Below are 20,265 nucleotides of genomic sequence, written 5' to 3'. Positions count from 1 at the left end.
GATCGGCCGCGAGGGACCCACGCCCCTGCGAGGCCGACAGCGGCTCCACGCTCACGCCGGCTTACGTGCGACCACGATCAGCGCGTCCACCACCTGCAGCGCGCGCTCCAGACTGCCCGCCAGCGTTCCGTCCGTGTAGTAGCGCCCGCCGACGCCGAACGCGGGCACGCCTTCGACACGGTAGGCGTCGGTGAGCTGCGTGGCGCGGCGCAGCTTGCCCGCGATCGAGAACGACTTGGCGATTTCGCTGTACTTGGCTGTGTCCACGCCCTGCTTGGCGAGCCAGTCCAGGGTCGCCTTCTCGCCCGAGAGGTTGATGCGCTGCCGGTGGATCGCGTCGAACACCTTGCCATGCAGCTCACCGAGCTTGCCCATGGCTTCGAGCGTGTAATACAGGCGCTGCTTGACCTCGGCATCGCCGATGAACGGCACCGGAACGCGGCGCAGCACGGCGTCTGCCGGCAGTTTCTTGGACCAGGCCTCGAGGCTCGGCTCGAGCGCGGCGCAATGCGGGCAGTTGTAGGAGAAGAATTCCAGCACCTCGACTTTGCCTGCGGGCACGTCGGTGGGCGCGGGCGTGCGCAGGGCCAAGTAGTCCTTGCCTTCACGCAAGGCGGTGGGTGCGCTGCCCTGCGCCCAGGCTTGCCAGGTCGGTACGGTCAGCAGCGCGGTGCCCAGGCGGAGCACACAGAGTCGGCGGTTCATCAATCAATCTCCTGGCGTTGGTTGGGTTCGGGGTCGGTCGGGCCTACCCGGCGGTAGATCCTCGCGCGGGGCCTTCGGTTCCGGCTTAGGGCGACGCTGAACCAGTTCCTCGCGCGTCGCGCATCCCGGCTGCGGGCGGTCTGCTTCGTTGCAAATCCTCGCCATAGCTGCGGCTATGGCTGCGGTTTGCGCCTCGCATCCCATCCCGCAGCCCGGCGCGCAGCATCGCAGGAACTGATTCAGCGTCGCCTTAGCGTTGCACGCGCACGATGGCGGCGTCGAAGCCGCCCGCGTCCAGGCGTTGCTTCAGGCGTTCGGCGGCGTCGCGCGTGTCGAAGGGGCCCACGCGCACCCGGTAGACGGTGCGGCCAGCCTGTTCGCGTTCACTCACTTTGGCTTCGATGCCTTGCAGACCCAGTTTCGCGCGCTGGGCTTCGGCTTCCTCGGCCGAGCGGAAGGCGCCGGCCTGCACGAAATAGCTGAAAGGCTCGGCAGCAGCACCCCGCTCGCGAGCAAGCTCGCCAATCGGATCTGCGCCGGGGGCGGGCTTGGCGGCGGGCGGGCTCGCGCTCTCGCGCGGCGTCGTTTCCTTGTCTTTCCTGGCGGCTGCCTCGGCTGCGGGCGGCGCGGCGGGTGGGGGGACCGGCGCGGCAGCGGGCGCGGGCGACGCTTGGGAGGGCTCCGCAGCCGAGGCCGGTGCCGCCGGCGTGATGGCTCCGGCGCGCCCGGCCAGCGGCGCGTTGGGGTTCCAGTTGGGCGCCTTGGGCGGCTCGGGCTCGGCTTTACGGACCACGCCCCGATCGACGAACGGCACGGGCACGCGCATCACGTACACGGCGACGGCCAGCGCCAGCCCAAGGCCGACCACCACGCCGACGATGAATCCCAAAACGGTTCCGCCACGCTGCGTCACGATCATGATTTTTGCCCTCACATCCGCGTCGGGGCCGACACGCCCAGCACCGCCAGGCCATTGTGCAGGACCTGCGCCGTCGCGGCGACCAGCGCGACGCGTGCGTTGCGCACACGCGCATCGTCGACCAGGATGCGCTCGGCGTCGTAGTAGCTGTGGTAGCTCGCGGCGAGCTCGCGCAGATAAAACGCCACGTCGTGCGGCGCGTAGCCCTCGGCCGCTGCGGTGAGCACGTCGGGGTATTTGGCCAGTTGCAGCATCAAGGCCTGCGCCGCGGGCGTGTCGAGCGCGCTGAGGTCGCCCTGCGCCAGGGTGGCGGGGTCGCCGCCCTGCTCGCGCCAGGCCGCCAGCACCGAGTGGATGCGGGCGTGGGCGTATTGGACGTAATAGACGGGGTTGTCGTTGTTCTTCTGCACCGCCAGATCGACATCGAAGGTGTATTCGGTGTCGGGTTTGCGGCTGAGCAGGAAGAAGCGCACCGCGTCCTTCGAGGTCCACTCGATCAAGTCGCGCAGCGTCACATAGGAACCCGCGCGCTTGGAGATCTTCACCTCTTCCCCGCCGCGCACGACCCGCACCATGGTGTGCAGCACATAGTCGGGGTAGCCCGGCGGGATGCCGATCCCGAGCGCTTGCAGGCCAGCGCGCACGCGGGCGATGGTGCCGTGGTGGTCCGTGCCCTGGATGTTGACCACGCGGTGAAAGCCCCGCTCCCATTTCGTGACGTGGTAGGCCACGTCGGGCACGAAATAGGTGTAGCTGCCGTCGGACTTGCGCATCACGCGGTCTTTGTCGTCCCCGTATTCGGTGGTTTTCAGCCACAACGCGCCGTCGGCTTCGTAGGTCTTGCCCGACGCGATCAGGCGTTGAACCGTCTGCTCCACCCGGCCGCTGGTGTAGAGGCTGCTCTCCAAGTAGTACTGGTCGAAGCGCACGTCGAAGGCCTTCAGGTCCAGGTCCTGCTCGTGCCGCAGGTAGGCCACGGCGAACTGGCGGATGCCCTCGAGGTCCTGGACGTCGCCGCTGGCAGTGAAGCTGCGGTCGTCGGCATGGACGGTCTTGCGTGCGAGGAAGTCGGCGGCAATGTCGGCAATGTAGTCGCCGTTGTAGGCCGCCTCGGGCCACTCGGGGTCGCCGGGCTTGTAGCCCATGGCGCGCAGCTGCACCGAGCGCGCGAGCGTCTGGATCTGCACGCCGGCGTCGTTGTAATAAAACTCGCGCCACACATCCCAGCCCTGCGTCTGCAGCAGGTTGCAGATGGCGTCGCCCAGCGCGGCCTGGCGGCCGTGGCCCACGTGCAAGGGGCCGGTCGGATTCGCCGAGACGAATTCCACCAGCACCCGCTGACCCCGCGCCGGCCGCTGGCCGAAGGCGGCACCCGCGTCGAGCACTTCGCGAACCACTTGTTGCTTGGCCTCAGGCTTCAAGCGAATGTTGATGAAGCCGGGGCCGGCGATTTCCACCGCCTGCACCCAATGCGCAAATTCGGGCGTGGCGAGCAGCCGTTCGCGCAGCGCCTCACCGAGCTCACGCGGGTTGCGTTTGAGCGGTTTGGCCAGTTGCATGGCCGCCGTGCAGGCGAGGTCGCCGTGAGCGGCCACCTTGGGCAGCTCGAAAGCCGCACGCGCACCGGCGCCGGGCGCAAGCGCCTCGAGCTCGCGCGAGAGCGCCGCGAGCAGTTCTTGTTTGACGGAAAGCATCGGCGGATTTTACGAGGCGCGCCCCGCGCGGGGCCTGCGGCGTTGCTCTACAACTTCTTCTGCAGAAACTCTGCCGTGCCCAGGGCGGGGTCGAGCGCGTAGGGCGCAAAGCCCACGCGGGCGTAGAGCCGGCGCGCTGCCTGGTTGCCGCTGAGCACTTCGAGCGTGAGCTTGCAGGCGCCGCGCTCGCGCGCGATGTGCTCGACGGCTTCGAGCATGCGCTCGCCGATGCGCTGCCCGCGGTGGCTGGCAAGCACCACCACGTCGTGCACATTCACCAGCGGCCGCGCGGCGAAGGTGGAGAATCCCTCGAAGGCATTGACCAGGCCCACCGGGGCGTCACCGTCGTAGGCGAGGACGCTGAAGGCATCGGCCCGCGCGGCCAGCGCGCGTACCAGGTGTTCGCGGGCATAGGCCGACAGCGGCGTGCCGCCACCAGCCGGGTCGCGGGCGTAGGCGTCGAGCAGGCTCAGCAGGTCGCGCGCGTGGGTGGGGTTGGCATAGTCGGCGCGAAGAATGCGCAGCGCAGGGGTCGAGGACGTGGTCATGGGTGCGGAGTGTCGCTGCTTTTTGGCATGATGCGCGCCATGTCTGCGCCGCGCACCCTCGCCCCGTCGATTTCCTGCGTCATGCCCGCCTACAACGAGGCGGCGAACCTGCCGCGTGTGGTGCCGCAGGTGCTGCAGGCGCTGCGCGCGCTGAGCCCGCAGGTGGAGCTGATCGTGGTGGACGACGGCAGCCGCGACGACACGGCGGCGGTGGCGCGTGCGCTGTGCGCGCAGCATGCGGAGCTGGTGTTCGTGCAGCTCTCGCGCAACTTTGGCAAGGAAGCCGCGCTGACTGCCGGGCTGGATGCAGCGCAGGGCGAGGTGGTGGCCTTGATCGACGCCGACGGGCAGCATCCGCCGGCGCTGCTGGCCGAGATGCTCGCCAAGTGGCGCGAGGGCAGTGACGTGGTGTACGCCGTGCGGCGCACGCGCGAGGACCAGACGCGGTTGCACGCGGGCCTCACAGACGTGTTCTACCGGCTCATCAACTGGGGTAGCCGCGTGCACATTCCTCCCCATGCGGGCGACTTTCGCCTCATGGATCGAAGGGTGGTCGAGGCGCTCAAGCGCCTGCCCGAGCGCAACCGCTTCATGAAGGGGCTCTATGCCTGGGTGGGTTTTCAGAGCACGGCGATCGACTACGAGCCGCTGCCGCGCGCGGCGGGCAGCAGTCATTTCGGGCTGCGCGGCTCGTTTGCCTTGGCGCTCACGGGCATGCTCGCGTTTTCCACGGCGCCGCTGCGCGTGCTCACGCTCGCGGGGCTGGTGCTGTCGCTGCTGGCGCTGGGCTACGGCGGCTGGGTGGTGGTCGAGTATTTCGCCTGGGGCATCCGGGTGCCGGGCTATGCGACGCTCGTCGTCGCGCTGATGTTTTTCAGCGGGGTGCAACTGTTCTCGATCGGGGTGCTGGCCGAGTACGTCGGCCGGATTTACGACGAGGTCAAGCAGCGGCCCAATTACCTGGTGCGCGAGCAGACCGGCACGGGGTTGGCCGCGGAGCCGGCCGGCCGGGCCTCGGCGCAAGCACCGCTCGGGTCGTGAAGCGCAGCCTCGTCTGGTTCCTGCTGGTGGGCGTGGCCGCAGCGCTCACGCACATGGGCGTGTTCGCCTGGGCGCAGCCGCACCTGTGGCCGGAGCTTGCGAACGCGCTGGGATTTGCCGTGGCCTTCTTCGTGAGTTTTGCCGGCCACCGGCTGCTGAGCTTTTCGGATGCGGGCACCACCGTGGCGCAGAGCTTCAGGCGCTTTCTGGCCACGGCCCTGGCGGGCTTTGCGACCAACGAGCTGGTGTTCATCGCGCTGCTGCGCGGCCTGGGCTGGCCGGGGCTGGCCGCGCTGTTCGTCGCGTTAACGGTGGCAGCCGCGCAGACTTTCGTGCTCAGCCGCTACTGGGCGTTCCGGCGCTGAGCGGTACAGCGACCAGGCGCGGCCGCGCTGCACCAGCACCCAGCCGTGCTTCCAGTCGCCGTCGGGGTGGTCATGCGGCACCAGCAGCCACTGTCCGGGTCGGCGGGCAGCGTCGGGCAGCACCTCGGGGCTTTGCAGCACCTGCGCGGCCGTGGCGGGCTCGAAATCCCCGGCCTCGAACAGCTCACGCGCCCAGTTGTCGCCCGCCGTGCGGCGCAGCGCGGGCCAGTCCTGCAGCACCACGAACGGTTTGGGCGTGCGCACGTAGAACGGCAGGTCGTAGGGGTAGCCGCCCAGCACGTAGACCGTGTCCTCGGGACTCGCGGCGCAGGCCAGCGTCTGGGCCAGGTCGTCTGCGCGCTTGTCGCGGGTGAGGCGCGTCGACAGCGGCTCGAGCACCGCGGCGAGTGCGACCCCCGCGAGGCAGAGCGCGGCAAGCAGCCGGGGCGCGCCAGCGCGCGCGCCAAACATCCGCTCCCAACCCAGCGTCGCCAGCAGCGCGAGCGGCGGCAGCACGGGCAGCACATAGCCGACCAGCTTGGAGCGTGGGATGGAGAAGAAACCGACGATCAAACCGACCCAGATCAGGCACAGCAGCCAGATCTGAAACGCTTTGTTTTCCGTAGCAACAGATGACGGTTTCACGCCGGGCTTTGCCGCAAAAAACACCCAAAACAGCCAGGGAAAAAAGAGGGCAAGCAGCGCCACGCCGTAGAACCACCACGGATGCGCGTTGTTGAAGCCGCCGGCGGTGTATCGGCGGAACTGCTGGTCGCCAAACAGGTAATCGAACAAGCCCGGATAGAGGCGTTGCTCCAGCACGAACCACGGCACGGCCACCAGCGCGAACAACGCGAGGCCGCTGAACCAAGGCAAGCGCGGCATCTTGCGCCACTGCCCGGTCGCGAGCAGCCAGAAGAAAATGACGCCCCCCGGCAGCACCACGCCGATCAGCCCCTTCCCGAGCACGCCGAGCGCACAGGCGACGAAGCCCAGCCGCGCCAGTCCCGCATGCGGGCGCTCGCCGTGCAGAAACGCGAACGCGAACAACCAGATCGCCGTGGCGATCCACGCCGCCACCAGCATGTCGTGGTTCACATACTGCCCGCCGAGCAGAAAGGCCAGGCTGGTGCCGAACATCAGCGCGGCGCGGCGCGCGAACGCCTCGGCGCTGGCCTTCGGTGCCAGCGCTGGCGCGAGCGCGCGCGACGCCAGGTACACGCCCAACAGCATCAGCCCGGCGTGCAGCGCGGGCACCAGGCGCGCGGCCCAGGCGTTCTCGCCGAACACGGCCATGCTCGCTGCCTGCAGCCAATGCAGCAGTGGCGGCTTGTGGAAAAATGGCAGGCCATTGAGCCGCGGCGTGAGCCAGTCGCCGCTCTGCAGCATCCAGCGTCCCACCTCGGCATAGCGCCCCTCATCGGGCACAGCCAGCGGCCGCAGCGCCGCCAACACCAGCAACAGCCCCCAAAGCCCCGCCAGCAGCCACCCCGTTCGGCGGCGCTCCAACCTTTGATCCGTCATGGCGCGCGAGTGTACGGGCTGCCGATCAGGGCAACGCGGGACCCGCCCCTCGCGCGTCCTCACACGCCCGCCCCCGAACCAGCTGCACGCCCAGGCGCGCGAGCGTCTCCGGGAACGCGGGTCCGCTGAGCCAGGCGTATTCGGCCTCGCGCGCCCGGGCGATGCCGTCCAGTGGGTCGTGCGGGTGTTCGGGGCTGCCCGGGTGGCACATGCAGACGCTGCCATCGGGCGCGTGGGCGAGTCCGTGCGCCAAGCGCGCGCCAAATGCCGTGGCGTCCGCCGCGAAATCCGAAATGCCGATGAGCCAGGGCCGGAAGGGCAGACCGGCTTCGCGGGCACGGCGCCGCAGGCGCGCCGCGCCGAGGGCGGCAATCACGCGGCTCTTGGCGTCGCGCAGCGGCGCAGGTGCTTCGGAAATGCGCAGCCACGGTGGGCGCGCGCCGTAGCGTCGGGACAGCACCTCGACCAGTGCCTCGGCGATGCCCGCGAACTGCTGCACGTGCTGGTGACCGTCCACATGGTCGGGCGGCGCGCCCCAGTGCGCCTCGAAGGCGTCGAGTTGGCGTTCGATCACGGCACGCGCCGTCCGCGGATCGTAAGCGCCCAAAACCGCGCGCAGCATCGCCACGGGCAGCGACACGCCATGCCCGGCCGCGCGGGCGTAGGGGCTGGTCCAGTCCAGATGCAGGCCGACGTCGATGGCATGATCCGCCACGCAGGCACGCAGCCGGGCGGCGTCCTGCGGCCAGCGCGGGGCGAGCACCATCACGCTCGTCGCGCTGAGCCGCCCCTGGGCCGCGAGCGCTTCGATGCCGCGCGAGACGCTGGCGCTCAGCGCATAGTCGTCCGCGCACAGCACGACCCGGCGTGGGGAGGACTCAATGCCCATAACCACGCGCCAGGAACACCGCCGCCAGCGGAATGAGCGGCATCAGATGGGCCTGAATCATCACGAGCCGGCGCACGCGGGCGACCTCGTTCGCCGCGGGCAGTGTGCCTTCGGCATCAAGCGCGCGGCGCCAGCGGCGGAAGGCGAGCGTCGGCGGCAGGGACAGCCCCGCCATCACCACGAACAGACCGAGCTTGACGTGCAGCAGCGGGTTGGCCCAGTACCAGGCGCTGCCTTTGACGCCGAAGTAGACGCGCAGCAGCCCGGTGGCGAGCACCAGCAAAGCAGAGAGACCGTAGATCACATCCACCCGCACCAGGCGTCGCACCACCGCCGCGTTGAGCCATTCGGCGCGGCACAGCGCGGCCTCGCTGCTGAGGAACACCACGAGTGCGAAGATGGCGAGCAGATGGGCGTAAGCGAGCAGGGCTTCGAGCGTCATGGTGGCGAGCATAGGGCAACGCTGAACAAGCCCCCCGCGCGCCGCGCATCCCGGCGGCGGGCGGTCTCGTCGAAAGCAAATCCTCGCCATAGCTTCGGCTATGGCTGCGGTTTGCGCCTCGCATCCCATCCCGCGGCCGGGCGCGCACCAGCGCGGGAGCTGATTCAGCCTTGCCTCAGCGCGGGTCGGGCGGAGCGCGCGGCGCAGGGTTCGGGCCCCGCTTTTCAGCTTCTCAGGGCAGCGGCGCATCCACCGGCCCGACGATCTGCCAGCCCCAGCCCTGCGAGGTGCGCGGCAGGTCGTGCGGCCCTTGGCCCGGCGGCCAGAGCTCGAGCACCGGCGTGTCCGCCAGCTCGCCGGGCGCAACCCAGGGGCTGAGCGCGGGATTACGCTCGATCAGCACGCGCGGCCAACCCGGCAGGTGCAGCGCCAGCGCCTGCATCGGGGCGGCCGGCCCGCTGATGAGACGGACCCGCCCACCGAGCGCGGGCAGGGCCTGCGCGCGCAGTTCAGCGGCCAGCGCCTCGGCCGGGAAACGGCACCAGTGCTCGGGCCCGAAGGGGTGCAGGCCGCGAGGCGAACGGTCCCAGGTGTGGGCCATCAGCAGCGCCTGCACCAGCACGAAGGCGGCCACGGCAGCGCGGCCGACCCGTGGGCGCCGCAGCCGGTTCTCGTCGAGGCGCAGCGCCAGCAGCACTGCGGGCGTGGCGAGGAAGGCAAAGCCCGCCGCCCACTGCGTCTGTAGCTGCGCGCCCCCTACGAGGCCGAGCGCGAGCATGACCAGCGGCGGCAGCAGCGCCCAGCTGTAAAAGAACACGCGCGTCGCAACCGGCGGCGGCGCGGCGCTCCCCACGGTGCGCTCCTGCGCATGCGCTGCGGTGCCCGGGCGGCTGCGGGAGAACACCGCCAGCGCCAGCAGGAACAGCCAGGCCGGCAGCGCGCGGTTGAGGCCCCAGTCCGCCGCCCAGCGGGCGACCGCGGCAGCGCGTGCGAGGCCGCCCGTGTTGGCGGCAAAGGCCACGTCGCGCGCATAGTCCAGCGGGGTGTGCGCCGCCTGCGCCAGCCACCACAGGTGCGGCGACACCACCAGCAGCGCGACGCCAGCCGCCAGCGCCGCGCCCACGCGGTGCAGCGGCGAGCGCCACATCTCCAGCGCGAGAAACAGCCAGCCCACGCAGGCGGCGGCCAGCACATACTGGTATTTGGTGAGCAGACCCAGCCCAGCGACCAGCCCCAGCAGCGCCCAGTCGCTCAAGCGCGGCCGGTGCAGCAGCCGCCAGCTCAGCCAGGCGCTCACCGCCACCCACAGCATGAGCAAGGTGTTGTGGTTGTAGTAGTGCAGCCGCTGGCTGTAGAAGGCCATGCAGAGCGCCGCCGCCACCGCCACCTGCGCGCTGCGCGGGCCCAGCGCCTCCCGCACCATCGCGGCCAGGAAGCTCAGCGCCACCAGCGTGAGGGCTGCGCCCAGCACATAGGTCAGCGCGGCCGAGGGGCCAAAGACCTGCACCGCGGCCCAGGCGAGCCAGGTCGGCAGCGGCGGGTGCTTGTAGTAGCCCCACTCCAGTGAGCGCAGCCAGCTCAGTTGTTCGAGGTTGTCGTAGGGCGGGGTTTCCGCCACATAGGCGCGCAGCGCCAGCCAGGTCGCGGCCCAGGTGGCGAGCGCCAGCGCCCACAGCCAGGGGCGCGTTGTGTGCCCATCGGCGCGCGGCCAGGCAAGCGGCCAGGCGGCGCCCGCACGGGGTGTCATGGACGGTTCCGACACGATGCGTACACGGTTGTCACAAGATGAAACCGCGCGATGCTAGCAGCATGCGCTTACCCGCGTGTGAAAAAGTCAGGCTGCGCGTAGTGGTGGCGCAGCCAGTCGATCCACAGGCGCAGGCGCAGCGGCAGGTGCTTGCGCTGCGGGAACATGACGTAGATGCCGTTGGGCGGGGCGCTGTAGTCTTCGAGCACGGGCTCGAGCAGGCCGGCCTGGATTTCGGCGTCGACTTCCCAGGTGCTGCGCCAGGCGATGCCATAGCCGGCCAGGCACCAGTCGTGCAGCACCTGGCCGTCGGAGCAGTCGAGCGGGCCGCTGGGCTTGAAGTGCACGACTTCGCGGCTGCCGTCCTCGCGCGGCACGGTGAAGGCCCAGCCGCGGGTCTGCGAGGCGTCGCTCGAGAGCGTGAGGCAATCGAAGCGCGCCAGCTCTGCAGGATGCCGCGGCACGCCGTGCTGGCGCAGGTAGCGCGGCGCGGCCACGCAGCGGCGTCGGTTGTCGGCCAGGCGCACGCTCACCAGAGACGAGTCGGGCAGGTCGCCCACGCGCACGGCGCAGTCGTAGCCTTCGGCGGCGAGATCGACCACCCGGTCGGAGAGGTTGAGCGAGATCGTCACCTCCGGGTGCAGGTCGCGAAAACGCGGCACCAGAGGCGCCACATGCCGCCGCCCGAAGCCCGCAGGCGCCGTGATGCGCAGGTGGCCGCTGGCTTTGACGCCGCCAGCCGACACGCTCGCCTCGGCATTGGCCACGTCGGCGAGCAGGCGCTGGCAGTCTTCCAGAAACGCGCTGCCTTCGTGCGTGAGCGTGATGCGCCGCGTGGTGCGCACCAGCAGCTTCACGCCGAGGTGCGCTTCCAGCGCGTCGAGCCGCCGCCCGATGATGGCCGGCGCCACGCCCTCGGCACGCGCCGCTGCGCTCAGGCTCCCGCGCGTGGCCACGGCGACGAAGGTTTCGAACGCGCGCAGTTTGTCCATCGGGACGGATTATGGCGGCCCCGAAGCCGTCTGCCGTGCGCCCGCGCCCGCGATTGCGCCGCCGCTTGCGCGTCACCACCGGACCAGATTTCGCGTTGCCCTAGGGAAACCCCCCTCGGGGCTGACCCTTACTTTGTCGTCGAAAAGACAAAAAAACGTCAAAGGGCGGCCTAGAGTGCGGCCTCGAAGTCAACCGACACGGATCGTCCATGCCCTCGTTGAGCACCTTTCCCCGACTGCTGCTGAAGCATGCCGCCGAGCGGCCCGAGGCCACGGCCATGCGCGAGAAAGCCTACGGCATCTGGCAAACCTTCAGCTGGGCCGAGCTGCGGCGGCTCGTGACGCAGATGGCCTGCGGTTTGCACCAGGCCGGGCTGACGCGTGGCGAACATGTGGCCATCGTCGGATCGAACCGGCCGCGTCTCTACGCCGCGATGATCGCGGCCCAGTCGCTCGGTGCAATTCCGGTGCCGCTGTATCAGGATGCCGTGGCTGCCGAATTCGTCTTTCCGCTCACCAACGCCGAAATCCGCTTTGCCATCGTCGAAGACCAGGAGCAGGTCGACAAGATGCTCGAGGTCCGCGAGCGCGTGCCGGGCCTGACGCACATTTACTACGACGATCCGCGGGGCCTGCGCAACTATGTCGAGGACGGGCTCGGCTCCATCGACGAACTGCTCGCCGCTGGGCAGGTTTATGCCGCGCAGCATCCCGATTTCTTCGAAGAACAAGTCGAGCAAGGGCGGCCCGAGGACGTGGCGGCGATGTTCTTCACTTCCGGCACGACCGGGAACCCCAAGGGCGTGGTGCACACGCATGCGACCCTGATCGACCGGGCGCAGGCCGGCGCCGAGTTCGACCGCCTCACGAGCGAGGAGGACGTGCTCGCCTACCTCCCGATGGCCTGGATCGGCCAGAACATTTTTTCGTATGCGCAGTGGCTGGTGTGCGGCTACAAGGTGAACTGCCCCGAATCGGCAGCGACCGTCACGATCGACATGAAGGAGATCGGCCCAACCTACTACTTCGCGCCGCCGCGGGTGTTCGAGGGGCTGCTCACCAACGTGATGATCCGCATGGAAGATGCAGGGCGCTTCAAGCGCTGGCTGTTCCACCGTTTCATGGACGTGGCCCGACGCGTGGGGCCCGACCGCATGGACGGCAAACCGCTCGGCCTGGCAGACCGGCTGCTCTACGCGCTGGGGGACTTCGTCATCTATGGCCCCTTGCGCAACAACCTGGGCATGAGCCGTGTGCGGGTGGCCTACACCGCGGGTGAGGCGATCGGCCCGGATTTGTTTTTGTTCTACCGCAGCATCGGTATCAACCTCAAGCAGCTCTATGGCTCGACCGAGACCGCGGTGTTCGTCTGCCTGCAGCCCGACCACGAGGCGCGCGCCGACACCGTGGGCGTGCCCTGCCGCGGCGTGGAGATCAAGGTGGCCGAGAACGGCGAGATCCTGGTGAAGTCGCCGGGTCTGCTCAAGGGCTACTACAAGAACCCCGAAGCCACTGCCGAGGTGCTGACCAACGATGGCTGGTACCACACCAGCGACGCGGGCTTCATCGACGCGCACGGCCACTTGAAGATCATCGACCGCGTCAAGGACGTGGGCCGCTTGCAGGGTGGCGCCTTCGACGGCGCGATGTTCGCGCCCAAGTACGTGGAGAACAAGCTCAAGTTCTTCCCGCAGATCAAGGAGGTCGTCGCCTACGGCGACCGGCGCGAGAAGGTCTGCGTGATGGTCAACATCGACTTCGACGCCGTGGGCAACTGGGCCGAGCGCCGCAACCTGCCCTACGCCGGCTACACCGACCTCGCGCAAAAACCCGAGGTATATGAAATGGTCAAGGAGTGTGTGGAGAAGGTCAACGCCGACCTCGCGCAAGACGCCTTGCTCGCGGGCAGCCAGATCAGCCGCTTCCTCATCCTGCACAAGGAGCTCGACGCCGACGACGGCGAACTCACGCGCACCAACAAGGTCCGCCGCGGCTTCATTGCCGAGAAATACCAGCCGCTGGTCGACGCGCTCTACGGCGGCAAGACCGAGCAATACATCGAAACCGCGGTGAAGTTCGAGGACGGTCGCACGGGCAAGGTCAGTGCCACGCTCAAGATCGTCGATACGCGCACCTTTGCGCCGGTGAAGGCCGCCGCCTGAGACCCAACGACGCACGCATCATGAGCAAGAAAATCGGCGACGTCATCCTCGATGTGCAGAACATCAGCCTGCGCTTTGGCGGCGTCAAGGCGCTGACCGACATCTCCTTCAACGTCCGCGAGCACGAGATCCGCTCCATCATCGGTCCCAACGGCGCGGGCAAGAGTTCGATGCTCAACTGCATCAACGGCGTCTACACGCCGTCGGAGGGCACCATCACCTTTCGCGGCAAGACCTTCGACCACATGAACTCGCGCCAAGTCGCTGAGATGGGCATTGCGCGCACCTTCCAGAACCTCGCGCTGTTCAAGGGCATGAGCGTCATCGACAACATCATGACCGGGCGCAACCTCAAGATCAAAAGCAACCTGTTCTTGCAGGCGCTGCGCATCGGCCCGGCCGAGCGCGAGGAGATCCGCCACCGCGAGTTCGTCGAGCACATCATCGACTTTCTCGAAATCCAGGCGTACCGCAAGACGCCGGTGGGCCAGTTGCCCTACGGCCTGCAAAAGCGCGTCGACCTGGGCCGCGCGCTGGCGATGGAGCCACAGATGTTGCTGCTCGACGAGCCGATGGCGGGCATGAACGTCGAGGAAAAGCAGGACATGAGCCGCTTCATCCTCGACGTCAACGACGAGTTCGGCACCACCATCGTGCTCATCGAGCACGACATGGGCGTGGTGATGGACATCTCGGACCGGGTGGTCGTGCTCGACTACGGCAAGAAGATCGGTGACGGCACGCCCGACGAAGTGCGTCACAACGAGGAGGTCATCCGCGCCTACCTCGGCACCACCCACTGAACGCGAGGAAGATCGATGGCATTCTTTCTGGAAACCCTGCTCGGCGGCCTGATGTCGGGCATGCTGTATTCGCTGGTGGCGCTGGGCTTCGTGCTGATCTTCAAAGCCAGCGGCGTGTTCAACTTCGCCCAGGGCGCGATGGTGCTGTTTGCCGCGTTGGCGATGGCGCGCTTTGCCGAGTGGATTCCCGCCTGGACGGGCCTGCCGTACAAGGCGCTCAGCGACCTGCTGGCGTTTGGCATCGCCGCAGTCATCATGTTCGCCATGGCCTGGCTCATCGAGCGGCTGGCGCTGCGGCATCTGGTGAACCAAGAGGGCACGACGCTGCTGATGGCGACGCTCGGTATCACCTATTTCATCGAGGGGCTCGGGCAGACGCTGTTTGGCAGCGACATCTACCAGATCGACATCGGCATGCCCAAGGACCCGGTGTTCCTGCTCGAATCGGTTTACCAGGGCGGCATTCTCGTCAACAAGGAAGACCTGATTGCCGCGCTGATCGCGGCCGCACTCGTCGTGGCGCTCTCGCTGTTTTTCCAGAAGACCGCCACCGGCCGGGCGCTACGGGCCGTGGCCGACGACCACCAGGCCGCGCAGTCGATCGGCATTCCGCTCAACCGCATCTGGGTCATCGTGTGGTCGGTCGCTGGCATCGTGGCGCTGGTGGCCGGGATGATCTGGGGCTCCAAGCTCGGCGTGCAGTTCTCACTGGCGACGGTCGCGCTGCGGGCGCTGCCGGTGATCATCCTCGGCGGACTCACCTCGGTCCCGGGCGCGATCATCGGCGGGCTCATCATCGGCGTGGGCGAGAAGCTCTCGGAGGTTTATCTCGGCCCCTATGTCGGCGGCGGCATCGAGATCTGGTTTGCCTATGTGCTGGCGCTGGTGTTCCTGCTGTTCCGCCCGCAGGGCTTGTTCGGCGAAAAAATCATTGACCGCGTGTGAAACCCGCATGTCGGTGATCGTTCAGCGCCACGTGTCGTAGCCCCAAAAGTTGTTTGAGGACCCTCGATGTTCTACAGAGAAAACGGCCAGTTCAAAACCTCCTATGCGGCCGACATGCAGATCTTTCCGATCGCACAGGACCGCTGGGCCATCCTGGCGCTCGTGGCGTTTGCTTTCATCGGCGTGCCCTTCCTCGTCGATGAATATCTGTTTCGCGCGATTCTGATTCCCTTCGTCATCCTGTCGCTTGCTGCGCTCGGGGTGAACATCCTGGTGGGCTACTGCGGCCAGATTTCGCTGGGTTCGGGGGCCTTCATGGCGGTGGGGGCCTACATGGCCTACAACACCTACATCCGCATCGACGGCATGCCTTTGATCGTGGCCTTGCTGTCGGGCGGTTTCTTCGCCACCCTGGTGGGCATGTTCTTTGGCATCCCGAGCCTGCGCGTCAAGGGCTTGTATCTGGCGGTGGCGACGCTCGCTGCGCAGTTCTTCTGCGACTGGGCGTTTTTGCGCATCGGCTGGTTCACCAACAACAACTCCTCGGGCTCGGTGTCGGTGTCGAACCTGCAGGTGTTTGGCCTGCCGATCGAGACGCCGGTGCAGAAATACGTGTTCTGCCTCACGCTGCTGGTGCTGTTCGGTCTGGCGGCCAAGAACCTGGTGCGCAGCGCCATGGGCCGCGAGTGGATGGCCATTCGCGACATGGACGTGGCGGCGGCGGTCATCGGCATCCGGCCGATGTACGCCAAGCTCAGCGCGTTTGCGGTCAGCTCCTTCATCGTCGGCGTGGCCGGTGCGCTCTGGGGCTTCGTGCACCTGGGCTCCTGGGAGCCGGCGGCGTTTTCGGTCGACCGTTCGTTCCAGTTGCTGTTCATGGTCATCATCGGCGGCATGGGCTCGATCATGGGCAGCTTTTTCGGCGCGGCCTTCATCGTCGTGCTGCCGATCTTTCTGAACCAGTTCCTGCCCTGGCTGGGCTCGCTGGTGGGTTGGCAGGTCGACACGGCGCTGGTGTCGCATGTCGAACTCATGGTGTTTGGCGCGCTCATCGTCTGGTTTCTCATCGTCGAGCCGCATGGCCTCGCCAAGCTCTGGTCCACGGGCAAGCAGAAGCTGCGGCTGTGGCCCTTCCCGCATTGATTTCGGTTTCCCCCGCGCTTCAACCACTCAACAGGAGACACACCATGAAGCTTCGTCAACTCGCTCTCGCCACGGCCATCGCCGCCGCTGGATTCTCGGCGGCGCTGGGCTCGACCGCCGCCTTCGCGCAGGCGAAGGAACAGTTCTTCCCGGCGCTCGTCTACCGCACGGGCGCCTACGCGCCCAACGGGGTGCCGTTCGCCAATGGCTACATCGACTACCTCAAGCTCACCAACGCGCGCGGCGGCATCAACGGCGTGAAGGTGTCGTTTGAAGAGTGCGAAACCGGCTATGCCACCGACCGCGGCGTCGAGTGCTACGAGCGCCTCAAGGGTAAGAACGGCGGCGCCACGGTGTTCCAGCCGCTCTCGACCGGCGTCACCTTCGCGCTGACGGAAAAAGCACCTGTCGACAAGATTCCGCTGATCACCGCGGGCTACGGCCGCAGCGAGTCGCAGGATGGCGGGGTCTTCAAGTGGAACTTCCCGATTGCGGGTACCTACTGGGTCGCTGCCGATGTGCTGATCCAGCACATTGCCAAGAAAGAGGGTGGCTTCGACAAGCTCAAAGGCAAGAAGATCGCGCTGGTCTATCACGACAGCCCGTTTGGCAAAGAGCCGATCCCGCTGCTGCAGGAGCGCGCGAAGATGCACGGCTTCGAGCTCGAACTGCTGCCGGTGACCCACCCGGGCGTGGAGCAGAAGGCCACCTGGCTCAAGATCCGCCAGAGCCGTCCCGACTACGTGCTCCTCTGGGGCTGGGGCGTGATGAACTCCACCGCCCTCAAGGAGGCGCAGGCCACGGGTTACCCGCGCGAGAAGATGTACGGCGTGTGGTGGGCCGGCGCGGAGCCCGACGTGAAAGACGTGGGCATGGGCGCCAAAGGCTACAACGCCGTGATGATGCAGCACGGTGCCGAGAAGAACGCCCCAGTGGTCAAGGAAATCCTTGAAAAGCTGCATGCCAAGGGCCAAGGCACCGGACCGAAGGAGGAGGTGGGCGACGTGCTCTACATGCGTGGCCTCATGAGCGCGATGTTCGCCGTCGAAGGCGTGCGCGCCGCACAAGAGCGCTTCGGCAAAGGCAAGGTCATGACCGGTGAGCAGGCGCGCTGGGGCTACGAAAACCTCAACCTCACGCAGGCCAAGCTCGACGCACTGGGCTTCAAAGGCGTGATGCGGCCGATTTCCACGAGCTGCCAAGACCACATGGGCGCGGCCTGGGCGCGCATCCACACCTGGGATGGCACCAAGTTCGTCTGGAGTTCCGACTGGTATCAGGCGGATGAGCAGATCTTGAAGCCGATGGTGCGCGCTGCGGCCGACAAGTACGCGGCGGAAAAGAAGATTCAGCGTCGCGCTGCGTCCGACTGCGACAAGTAACCCTAACCGGCCTCGCCTCCAGCCTGCCGGGCCCGAAGCAAGGGCCGGGCGGGCGCGGGCTCCCCGCGGGAGAGCCCGCAGCTGCAAGCCCTCGGGCGCCGTGCGCGGCGCGCGGTCGAGGCCTTGCACCTGGTCCGAAAGGCAAGCCCATGCAAACACCATCCATCGTTCTCAACGTCAACGGCATCGAGGTCATCTACAACCATGTGATCCTGGTGCTCAAGGGCGTGTCGCTGCAGGTGCCCGAAGGCGGTATCGTTGCGCTGCTTGGCGGCAACGGCGCGGGCAAGACCACGACGCTGCGCGCGATCTCCAACCTGCTCAAGGGCGAGCGCGGCGAGGTCACCAAGGGCAGCATCGAGCTGCGCGGTGAGCGCATCGAAAACCTCACACCGGCGGACCTGGTCAAGCGCGGCGTGGTGCAGGTGATGGAGGGCCGGCACTGCTTCGCCCACCTCACGATCGAAGAAAACCTGCTGACCGGCGCCTACACCCGCCACGACAAGGCCGAGATCGCGCGCAACCTCGAGAAGGTCTACACCTACTTCCCGCGCCTCAAGACCCGCCGCACCAGCCAGGCCGCCTACACCTCGGGCGGCGAGCAGCAAATGTGCGCCATCGGCCGCGCGCTCATGGCCAACCCCAGCGTGGTGCTGCTCGACGAGCCCTCGATGGGCCTGGCGCCGCAGATCGTCGAAGAGGTGTTCAACATCGTCAAAGACCTCAACGACAAGGAAAAGGTCACCTTCTTGCTGGCCGAGCAGAACACCAACATGGCGCTGCGCTACGCGGACTATGGCTACATCATGGAGTCGGGCCGCGTGGTGATGGACGGCCCCGCCGTGGATCTGGCGAACAACGAGGACGTCAAGGAGTTCTACCTCGGCATGGGCGGCGGTGAGCGCAAGAGCTTCCGCGACGTCAAGAGCTACAAGCGCCGCAAGCGTTGGCTGGCCTGAATTTCGATGATTTTGGCCGTTCCCCAGCGTGAAATGGACGCTGAGCGCTATCAAAACTGTAATCTCAGGAACCCGCCGTGATGAGTGAATTTTTCGACGCGCTCGAAACCCGCGACCCCGAACGGCGCGAGGCCGCGCTCATGGCCGCGCTGCCCGCGCAAATCGCCCATGCACAGCAGCGCGCGGGGGCTTTTGCGGCGGCGCTGCGCGGGGTGGACCCGTCGGCGATCCGCTCGCGCGAGGCGCTGGCGAAGCTGCCGGTGGTGCGCAAGCATGAACTGCTCGAGGCGCAGGCTGCGGCGCGCGAGGCCGGGGGCGACGTGTTCGGCGGCTTCGCCACGATCGGCTTCGGGCCGGCGATGCCGCGGGTGTTCGCCAGCCCCGGCCCGATCTATGAGCCCGAGGGCCGCGGGGCCGACTATTGGCGCATGGCGCGCGCCATCTTCGCGGCGGGTTTTCGGCGCGGTGAACTCATCCACAACAGCTTCAGCTACCACTTCGTGCCCGCGGGTTCGATGATGGAAACCGGCGCCCACGCGCTGGGCTGCACGGTGTTTCCCGGCGGCACCGGCCAGACCGAGCAGCAGGTGCAGGCGATGGCGCAGCTCAAACCCGCGGGCTACATCGGCACGCCGAGCTTTTTGCGCATCATTCTGGAAAAGGCCGCCGAACTCGGCGTGGCGCTGCCCAGCGTGAAGAAGGCCATGTTCGGCGGCGAGGCCTTTCCGCCGAGCTTGCGCGACTGGTTCGCAGAGCGCGGCGTCACCGGCTACCAGTGCTACGCCACCGCCGACCTCGGGCTCATCGCCTATGAAACCGCCGCGCGCGAAGGGCTGGTGGTCGACGAAGGGGTGATCGTCGAGATCGTGCGCCCCGGCACCGGCGACCCCGTGCCCGAGGGCGAGGTCGGCGAGGTGGTCGTGACCACGCTCAACCCGGACTATCCGCTGATCCGCTTTGGCACCGGCGACCTCTCCGCCGTGCTGCCCGGCACCTGCCCCACCGGCCGCACCAATCTGCGCATCCGGGGCTGGATGGGCCGGGCCGACCAGACCACCAAGGTGCGCGGCATGTTCGTCCACCCCTCGCAGGTGGCCGAGATTGCGCGGCGCTTTCCCGAAATCCTGCGCGCCCGCCTCGTGGTGCGCGGTGAAATGGCCAACGACACCATGACGCTGCAGGTCGAGACCGCCTGCAGCGGCCCCGACAGCCTGGTGCCCCGCGTGGCCGAGGCCATCCGCGACGTGACCAAGCTACGCGGCGAGGTCGAAGTGCTCGCGCCCGGCAGCCTGCCCAACGACGGCAAGGTCATCGAGGACGCGCGCAGCTACCGGTAATGCCGCGCTGAATGCGCCCTGCGCGGCGCGCGAGGGACTGGTTCAGCGTTGCCTCAAAGCGGCTTGCGTACGCTCACGGCGCCGCGGATTTGGCCTTCGCTGAAGCCGGTGCCGTGGTCGTTGGGGTAGTACTTGGCCAGGGTTTCGCGCACGGCGGGGCTGAGTGACTCGACCGGGCCGTGGCACTGCAGGCAGAGCTTTTGCGTGGGCAGCGCTTTGACGTAACGGTATTCGTTGCCCACGCGTTCGCCTTTTTCGAGTTCGCCGGCCGGCGTGCCGGCTGCAGCGCGACGTTCGAACTCTTCGAGCGCCGCGCGCTCCCAGGCGTCGGGGGTGGCGCGCTGCTCGTTGCGGGTCTTGAGGCTGACGCGGCGGATCTTCCAACCGGTTTTTTCCATCGCTTCAGCGGCCATCTTGGGTGCCAAGTCGCGGCAGACCGGAATCGCCCCCTCGGGGCCGGACTGCTTGATTTCGGCCAGCAGAGCGGCGAGCAGCTTGGGCGGCAGGCTCATGGCGACTTTGCGCGCTTCATCCTGCAAGGCTTCATCGGGGTTTTGCGCTTGGGCCACGAGCGGCAGCAACGCGGCAAAGCCGAGCGCGAGCGCGCGCTGCGTCATGCGGGGTTGGAGGCGGGAGCGGGATGGTGCAGTGAGGAGCTTCATGTTTGG

At 67.7% G+C, this 20,265-nt stretch carries 19 protein-coding genes; 9 read left to right on the top strand and 10 right to left on the bottom strand.

The window, feature by feature from the left end:
• Nucleotides 1–51: 51 nt before the first annotated feature.
• The 4 genes from JHC36_RS09765 to JHC36_RS09750 form a co-directional block, all read right to left on the bottom strand.
• Entirely contained in the window at nucleotides 52–705 is a 654-nt protein-coding gene (locus JHC36_RS09765; RefSeq protein WP_287918600.1) for a thiol:disulfide interchange protein DsbA/DsbL, read from the bottom strand.
• A gap of 250 nt (nucleotides 706–955) precedes the next feature.
• Nucleotides 956–1,624 (bottom strand): SPOR domain-containing protein, encoded by a 669-nt coding sequence (locus JHC36_RS09760; RefSeq protein ID WP_287918599.1) that lies wholly within the window; start codon nucleotides 1,622–1,624, stop codon nucleotides 956–958.
• 11 nt (nucleotides 1,625–1,635) lie between these two features.
• Entirely contained in the window at nucleotides 1,636–3,318 is a 1,683-nt protein-coding gene (gene argS, locus JHC36_RS09755) for an arginine--tRNA ligase (RefSeq protein WP_287918598.1), read from the bottom strand.
• Nucleotides 3,319–3,365: 47 nt separating this feature from the next.
• On the bottom strand, nucleotides 3,366–3,866 hold the full coding sequence (locus JHC36_RS09750) for a GNAT family N-acetyltransferase (protein ID WP_287918596.1): 501 nt from the start codon (nucleotides 3,864–3,866) through the stop codon (nucleotides 3,366–3,368).
• Nucleotides 3,867–3,905: 39 nt separating this feature from the next.
• On the opposite strand from JHC36_RS09750, the gene JHC36_RS09745 reads away from it, so the two are divergent.
• Together JHC36_RS09745 and JHC36_RS09740 are read left to right on the top strand one after the other, a co-directional pair.
• Nucleotides 3,906–4,907, top strand: coding sequence for a glycosyltransferase family 2 protein (locus JHC36_RS09745; RefSeq protein WP_287918594.1), 1,002 nt, complete (start codon nucleotides 3,906–3,908; stop codon nucleotides 4,905–4,907).
• Nucleotides 4,904–5,272 (top strand): GtrA family protein, encoded by a 369-nt coding sequence (locus tag JHC36_RS09740; protein ID WP_124222918.1) that lies wholly within the window; start codon nucleotides 4,904–4,906, stop codon nucleotides 5,270–5,272. Before JHC36_RS09745 ends, JHC36_RS09740 begins: the two co-directional genes overlap by 4 nt.
• On the opposite strand, the gene JHC36_RS09735 is transcribed toward JHC36_RS09740, so the two are convergent.
• The 5 genes from JHC36_RS09735 to JHC36_RS09715 all read right to left on the bottom strand — a co-directional run bounded on the left by JHC36_RS09735 (nucleotide 5,213) and on the right by JHC36_RS09715 (nucleotide 10,866).
• A complete protein-coding gene (locus tag JHC36_RS09735; protein ID WP_287918592.1) occupies nucleotides 5,213–6,796 on the bottom strand; it encodes an ArnT family glycosyltransferase in 1,584 nt (527 codons plus the stop codon). The genes JHC36_RS09740 and JHC36_RS09735 overlap by 60 nt on opposite strands.
• Before the next feature lie 25 nt (nucleotides 6,797–6,821).
• The gene (locus JHC36_RS09730) at nucleotides 6,822–7,685 is read right to left on the bottom strand and encodes a ChbG/HpnK family deacetylase (protein WP_287918591.1); all 864 of its coding nucleotides are present in this window, start codon (nucleotides 7,683–7,685) and stop codon (nucleotides 6,822–6,824) included.
• A complete protein-coding gene (locus tag JHC36_RS09725; RefSeq protein ID WP_287918590.1) occupies nucleotides 7,675–8,127 on the bottom strand; it encodes a DUF2214 family protein in 453 nt (150 codons plus the stop codon). The genes JHC36_RS09730 and JHC36_RS09725 overlap by 11 nt, the downstream gene beginning before the upstream one ends.
• A gap of 232 nt (nucleotides 8,128–8,359) precedes the next feature.
• The gene (locus tag JHC36_RS09720) at nucleotides 8,360–9,874 is read right to left on the bottom strand and encodes a glycosyltransferase family 39 protein (RefSeq protein ID WP_287918589.1); all 1,515 of its coding nucleotides are present in this window, start codon (nucleotides 9,872–9,874) and stop codon (nucleotides 8,360–8,362) included.
• Between the two features lie 68 nt (nucleotides 9,875–9,942).
• Complete coding sequence (locus JHC36_RS09715; RefSeq protein WP_287918588.1) at nucleotides 9,943–10,866, bottom strand: LysR family transcriptional regulator; 924 nt, start codon at nucleotides 10,864–10,866, stop codon at nucleotides 9,943–9,945.
• Between the two features lie 209 nt (nucleotides 10,867–11,075).
• Here JHC36_RS09715 and JHC36_RS09710 point away from each other — a divergent pair, with 209 nt between their 5' ends.
• The 7 genes from JHC36_RS09710 to JHC36_RS09680 all read left to right on the top strand — a co-directional run bounded on the left by JHC36_RS09710 (nucleotide 11,076) and on the right by JHC36_RS09680 (nucleotide 19,597).
• The gene (locus JHC36_RS09710) at nucleotides 11,076–13,028 is read left to right on the top strand and encodes an AMP-dependent synthetase/ligase (protein WP_287918586.1); all 1,953 of its coding nucleotides are present in this window, start codon (nucleotides 11,076–11,078) and stop codon (nucleotides 13,026–13,028) included.
• Nucleotides 13,029–13,045: 17 nt separating this feature from the next.
• Nucleotides 13,046–13,831, top strand: coding sequence for an ABC transporter ATP-binding protein (locus JHC36_RS09705; RefSeq protein WP_124223257.1), 786 nt, complete (start codon nucleotides 13,046–13,048; stop codon nucleotides 13,829–13,831).
• Between the two features lie 15 nt (nucleotides 13,832–13,846).
• On the top strand, nucleotides 13,847–14,776 hold the full coding sequence (locus JHC36_RS09700; RefSeq protein ID WP_124222904.1) for a branched-chain amino acid ABC transporter permease: 930 nt from the start codon (nucleotides 13,847–13,849) through the stop codon (nucleotides 14,774–14,776).
• A 66-nt stretch (nucleotides 14,777–14,842) separates the two neighbouring features.
• Complete coding sequence (locus JHC36_RS09695) at nucleotides 14,843–15,919, top strand: branched-chain amino acid ABC transporter permease (RefSeq protein WP_287918585.1); 1,077 nt, start codon at nucleotides 14,843–14,845, stop codon at nucleotides 15,917–15,919.
• A gap of 44 nt (nucleotides 15,920–15,963) precedes the next feature.
• Complete coding sequence (locus tag JHC36_RS09690) at nucleotides 15,964–17,301, top strand: ABC transporter substrate-binding protein (protein ID WP_287918583.1); 1,338 nt, start codon at nucleotides 15,964–15,966, stop codon at nucleotides 17,299–17,301.
• A gap of 149 nt (nucleotides 17,302–17,450) precedes the next feature.
• Entirely contained in the window at nucleotides 17,451–18,260 is an 810-nt protein-coding gene (locus tag JHC36_RS09685) for an ABC transporter ATP-binding protein (RefSeq protein WP_287918581.1), read from the top strand.
• An 80-nt stretch (nucleotides 18,261–18,340) separates the two neighbouring features.
• Entirely contained in the window at nucleotides 18,341–19,597 is a 1,257-nt protein-coding gene (locus JHC36_RS09680) for a phenylacetate--CoA ligase family protein (protein WP_287918580.1), read from the top strand.
• Nucleotides 19,598–19,650: 53 nt separating this feature from the next.
• Here JHC36_RS09680 and JHC36_RS09675 read toward each other — a convergent pair whose 3' ends face one another.
• On the bottom strand, nucleotides 19,651–20,259 hold the full coding sequence (locus tag JHC36_RS09675; RefSeq protein ID WP_287918578.1) for a Tll0287-like domain-containing protein: 609 nt from the start codon (nucleotides 20,257–20,259) through the stop codon (nucleotides 19,651–19,653).
• Between the last annotated feature and the right edge of the window lie 6 nt (nucleotides 20,260–20,265).

This window comes from Tibeticola sp. (assembly GCF_022759015.1).
GTDB classification, from domain to species: domain Bacteria; phylum Pseudomonadota; class Gammaproteobacteria; order Burkholderiales; family Burkholderiaceae_C; genus Tibeticola; species Tibeticola sediminis.
This window is presented reverse-complemented; position numbering and strand designations above follow the sequence as displayed.

What these genes read in the sequence shown, in the direction of transcription:
- JHC36_RS09695 (WP_287918585.1), top strand. Translation starts at nt 14,843, where the DNA reads ATGTTCTACAGAGAAAACGGCCAGTTCAAAACCTCCTATGCGGCCGAC.
- JHC36_RS09735 (WP_287918592.1), bottom strand. Translation starts at nt 6,796, where the DNA reads ATGACGGATCAAAGGTTGGAGCGCCGCCGAACGGGGTGGCTGCTGGCG.
- JHC36_RS09690 (WP_287918583.1), top strand. Translation starts at nt 15,964, where the DNA reads ATGAAGCTTCGTCAACTCGCTCTCGCCACGGCCATCGCCGCCGCTGGA.
- JHC36_RS09730 (WP_287918591.1), bottom strand. Translation starts at nt 7,685, where the DNA reads ATGGGCATTGAGTCCTCCCCACGCCGGGTCGTGCTGTGCGCGGACGAC.
- JHC36_RS09715 (WP_287918588.1), bottom strand. Translation starts at nt 10,866, where the DNA reads ATGGACAAACTGCGCGCGTTCGAAACCTTCGTCGCCGTGGCCACGCGC.
- JHC36_RS09765 (WP_287918600.1), bottom strand. Translation starts at nt 705, where the DNA reads ATGAACCGCCGACTCTGTGTGCTCCGCCTGGGCACCGCGCTGCTGACC.
- JHC36_RS09725 (WP_287918590.1), bottom strand. Translation starts at nt 8,127, where the DNA reads ATGACGCTCGAAGCCCTGCTCGCTTACGCCCATCTGCTCGCCATCTTC.
- JHC36_RS09710 (WP_287918586.1), top strand. Translation starts at nt 11,076, where the DNA reads ATGCCCTCGTTGAGCACCTTTCCCCGACTGCTGCTGAAGCATGCCGCC.
- JHC36_RS09685 (WP_287918581.1), top strand. Translation starts at nt 17,451, where the DNA reads ATGCAAACACCATCCATCGTTCTCAACGTCAACGGCATCGAGGTCATC.
- JHC36_RS09720 (WP_287918589.1), bottom strand. Translation starts at nt 9,874, where the DNA reads ATGACACCCCGTGCGGGCGCCGCCTGGCCGCTTGCCTGGCCGCGCGCC.
- JHC36_RS09750 (WP_287918596.1), bottom strand. Translation starts at nt 3,866, where the DNA reads ATGACCACGTCCTCGACCCCTGCGCTGCGCATTCTTCGCGCCGACTAT.
- argS (WP_287918598.1), bottom strand. Translation starts at nt 3,318, where the DNA reads ATGCTTTCCGTCAAACAAGAACTGCTCGCGGCGCTCTCGCGCGAGCTC.
- JHC36_RS09700 (WP_124222904.1), top strand. Translation starts at nt 13,847, where the DNA reads ATGGCATTCTTTCTGGAAACCCTGCTCGGCGGCCTGATGTCGGGCATG.
- JHC36_RS09675 (WP_287918578.1), bottom strand. Translation starts at nt 20,259, where the DNA reads ATGAAGCTCCTCACTGCACCATCCCGCTCCCGCCTCCAACCCCGCATG.
- JHC36_RS09680 (WP_287918580.1), top strand. Translation starts at nt 18,341, where the DNA reads ATGAGTGAATTTTTCGACGCGCTCGAAACCCGCGACCCCGAACGGCGC.
- JHC36_RS09745 (WP_287918594.1), top strand. Translation starts at nt 3,906, where the DNA reads ATGTCTGCGCCGCGCACCCTCGCCCCGTCGATTTCCTGCGTCATGCCC.
- JHC36_RS09760 (WP_287918599.1), bottom strand. Translation starts at nt 1,624, where the DNA reads ATGATCGTGACGCAGCGTGGCGGAACCGTTTTGGGATTCATCGTCGGC.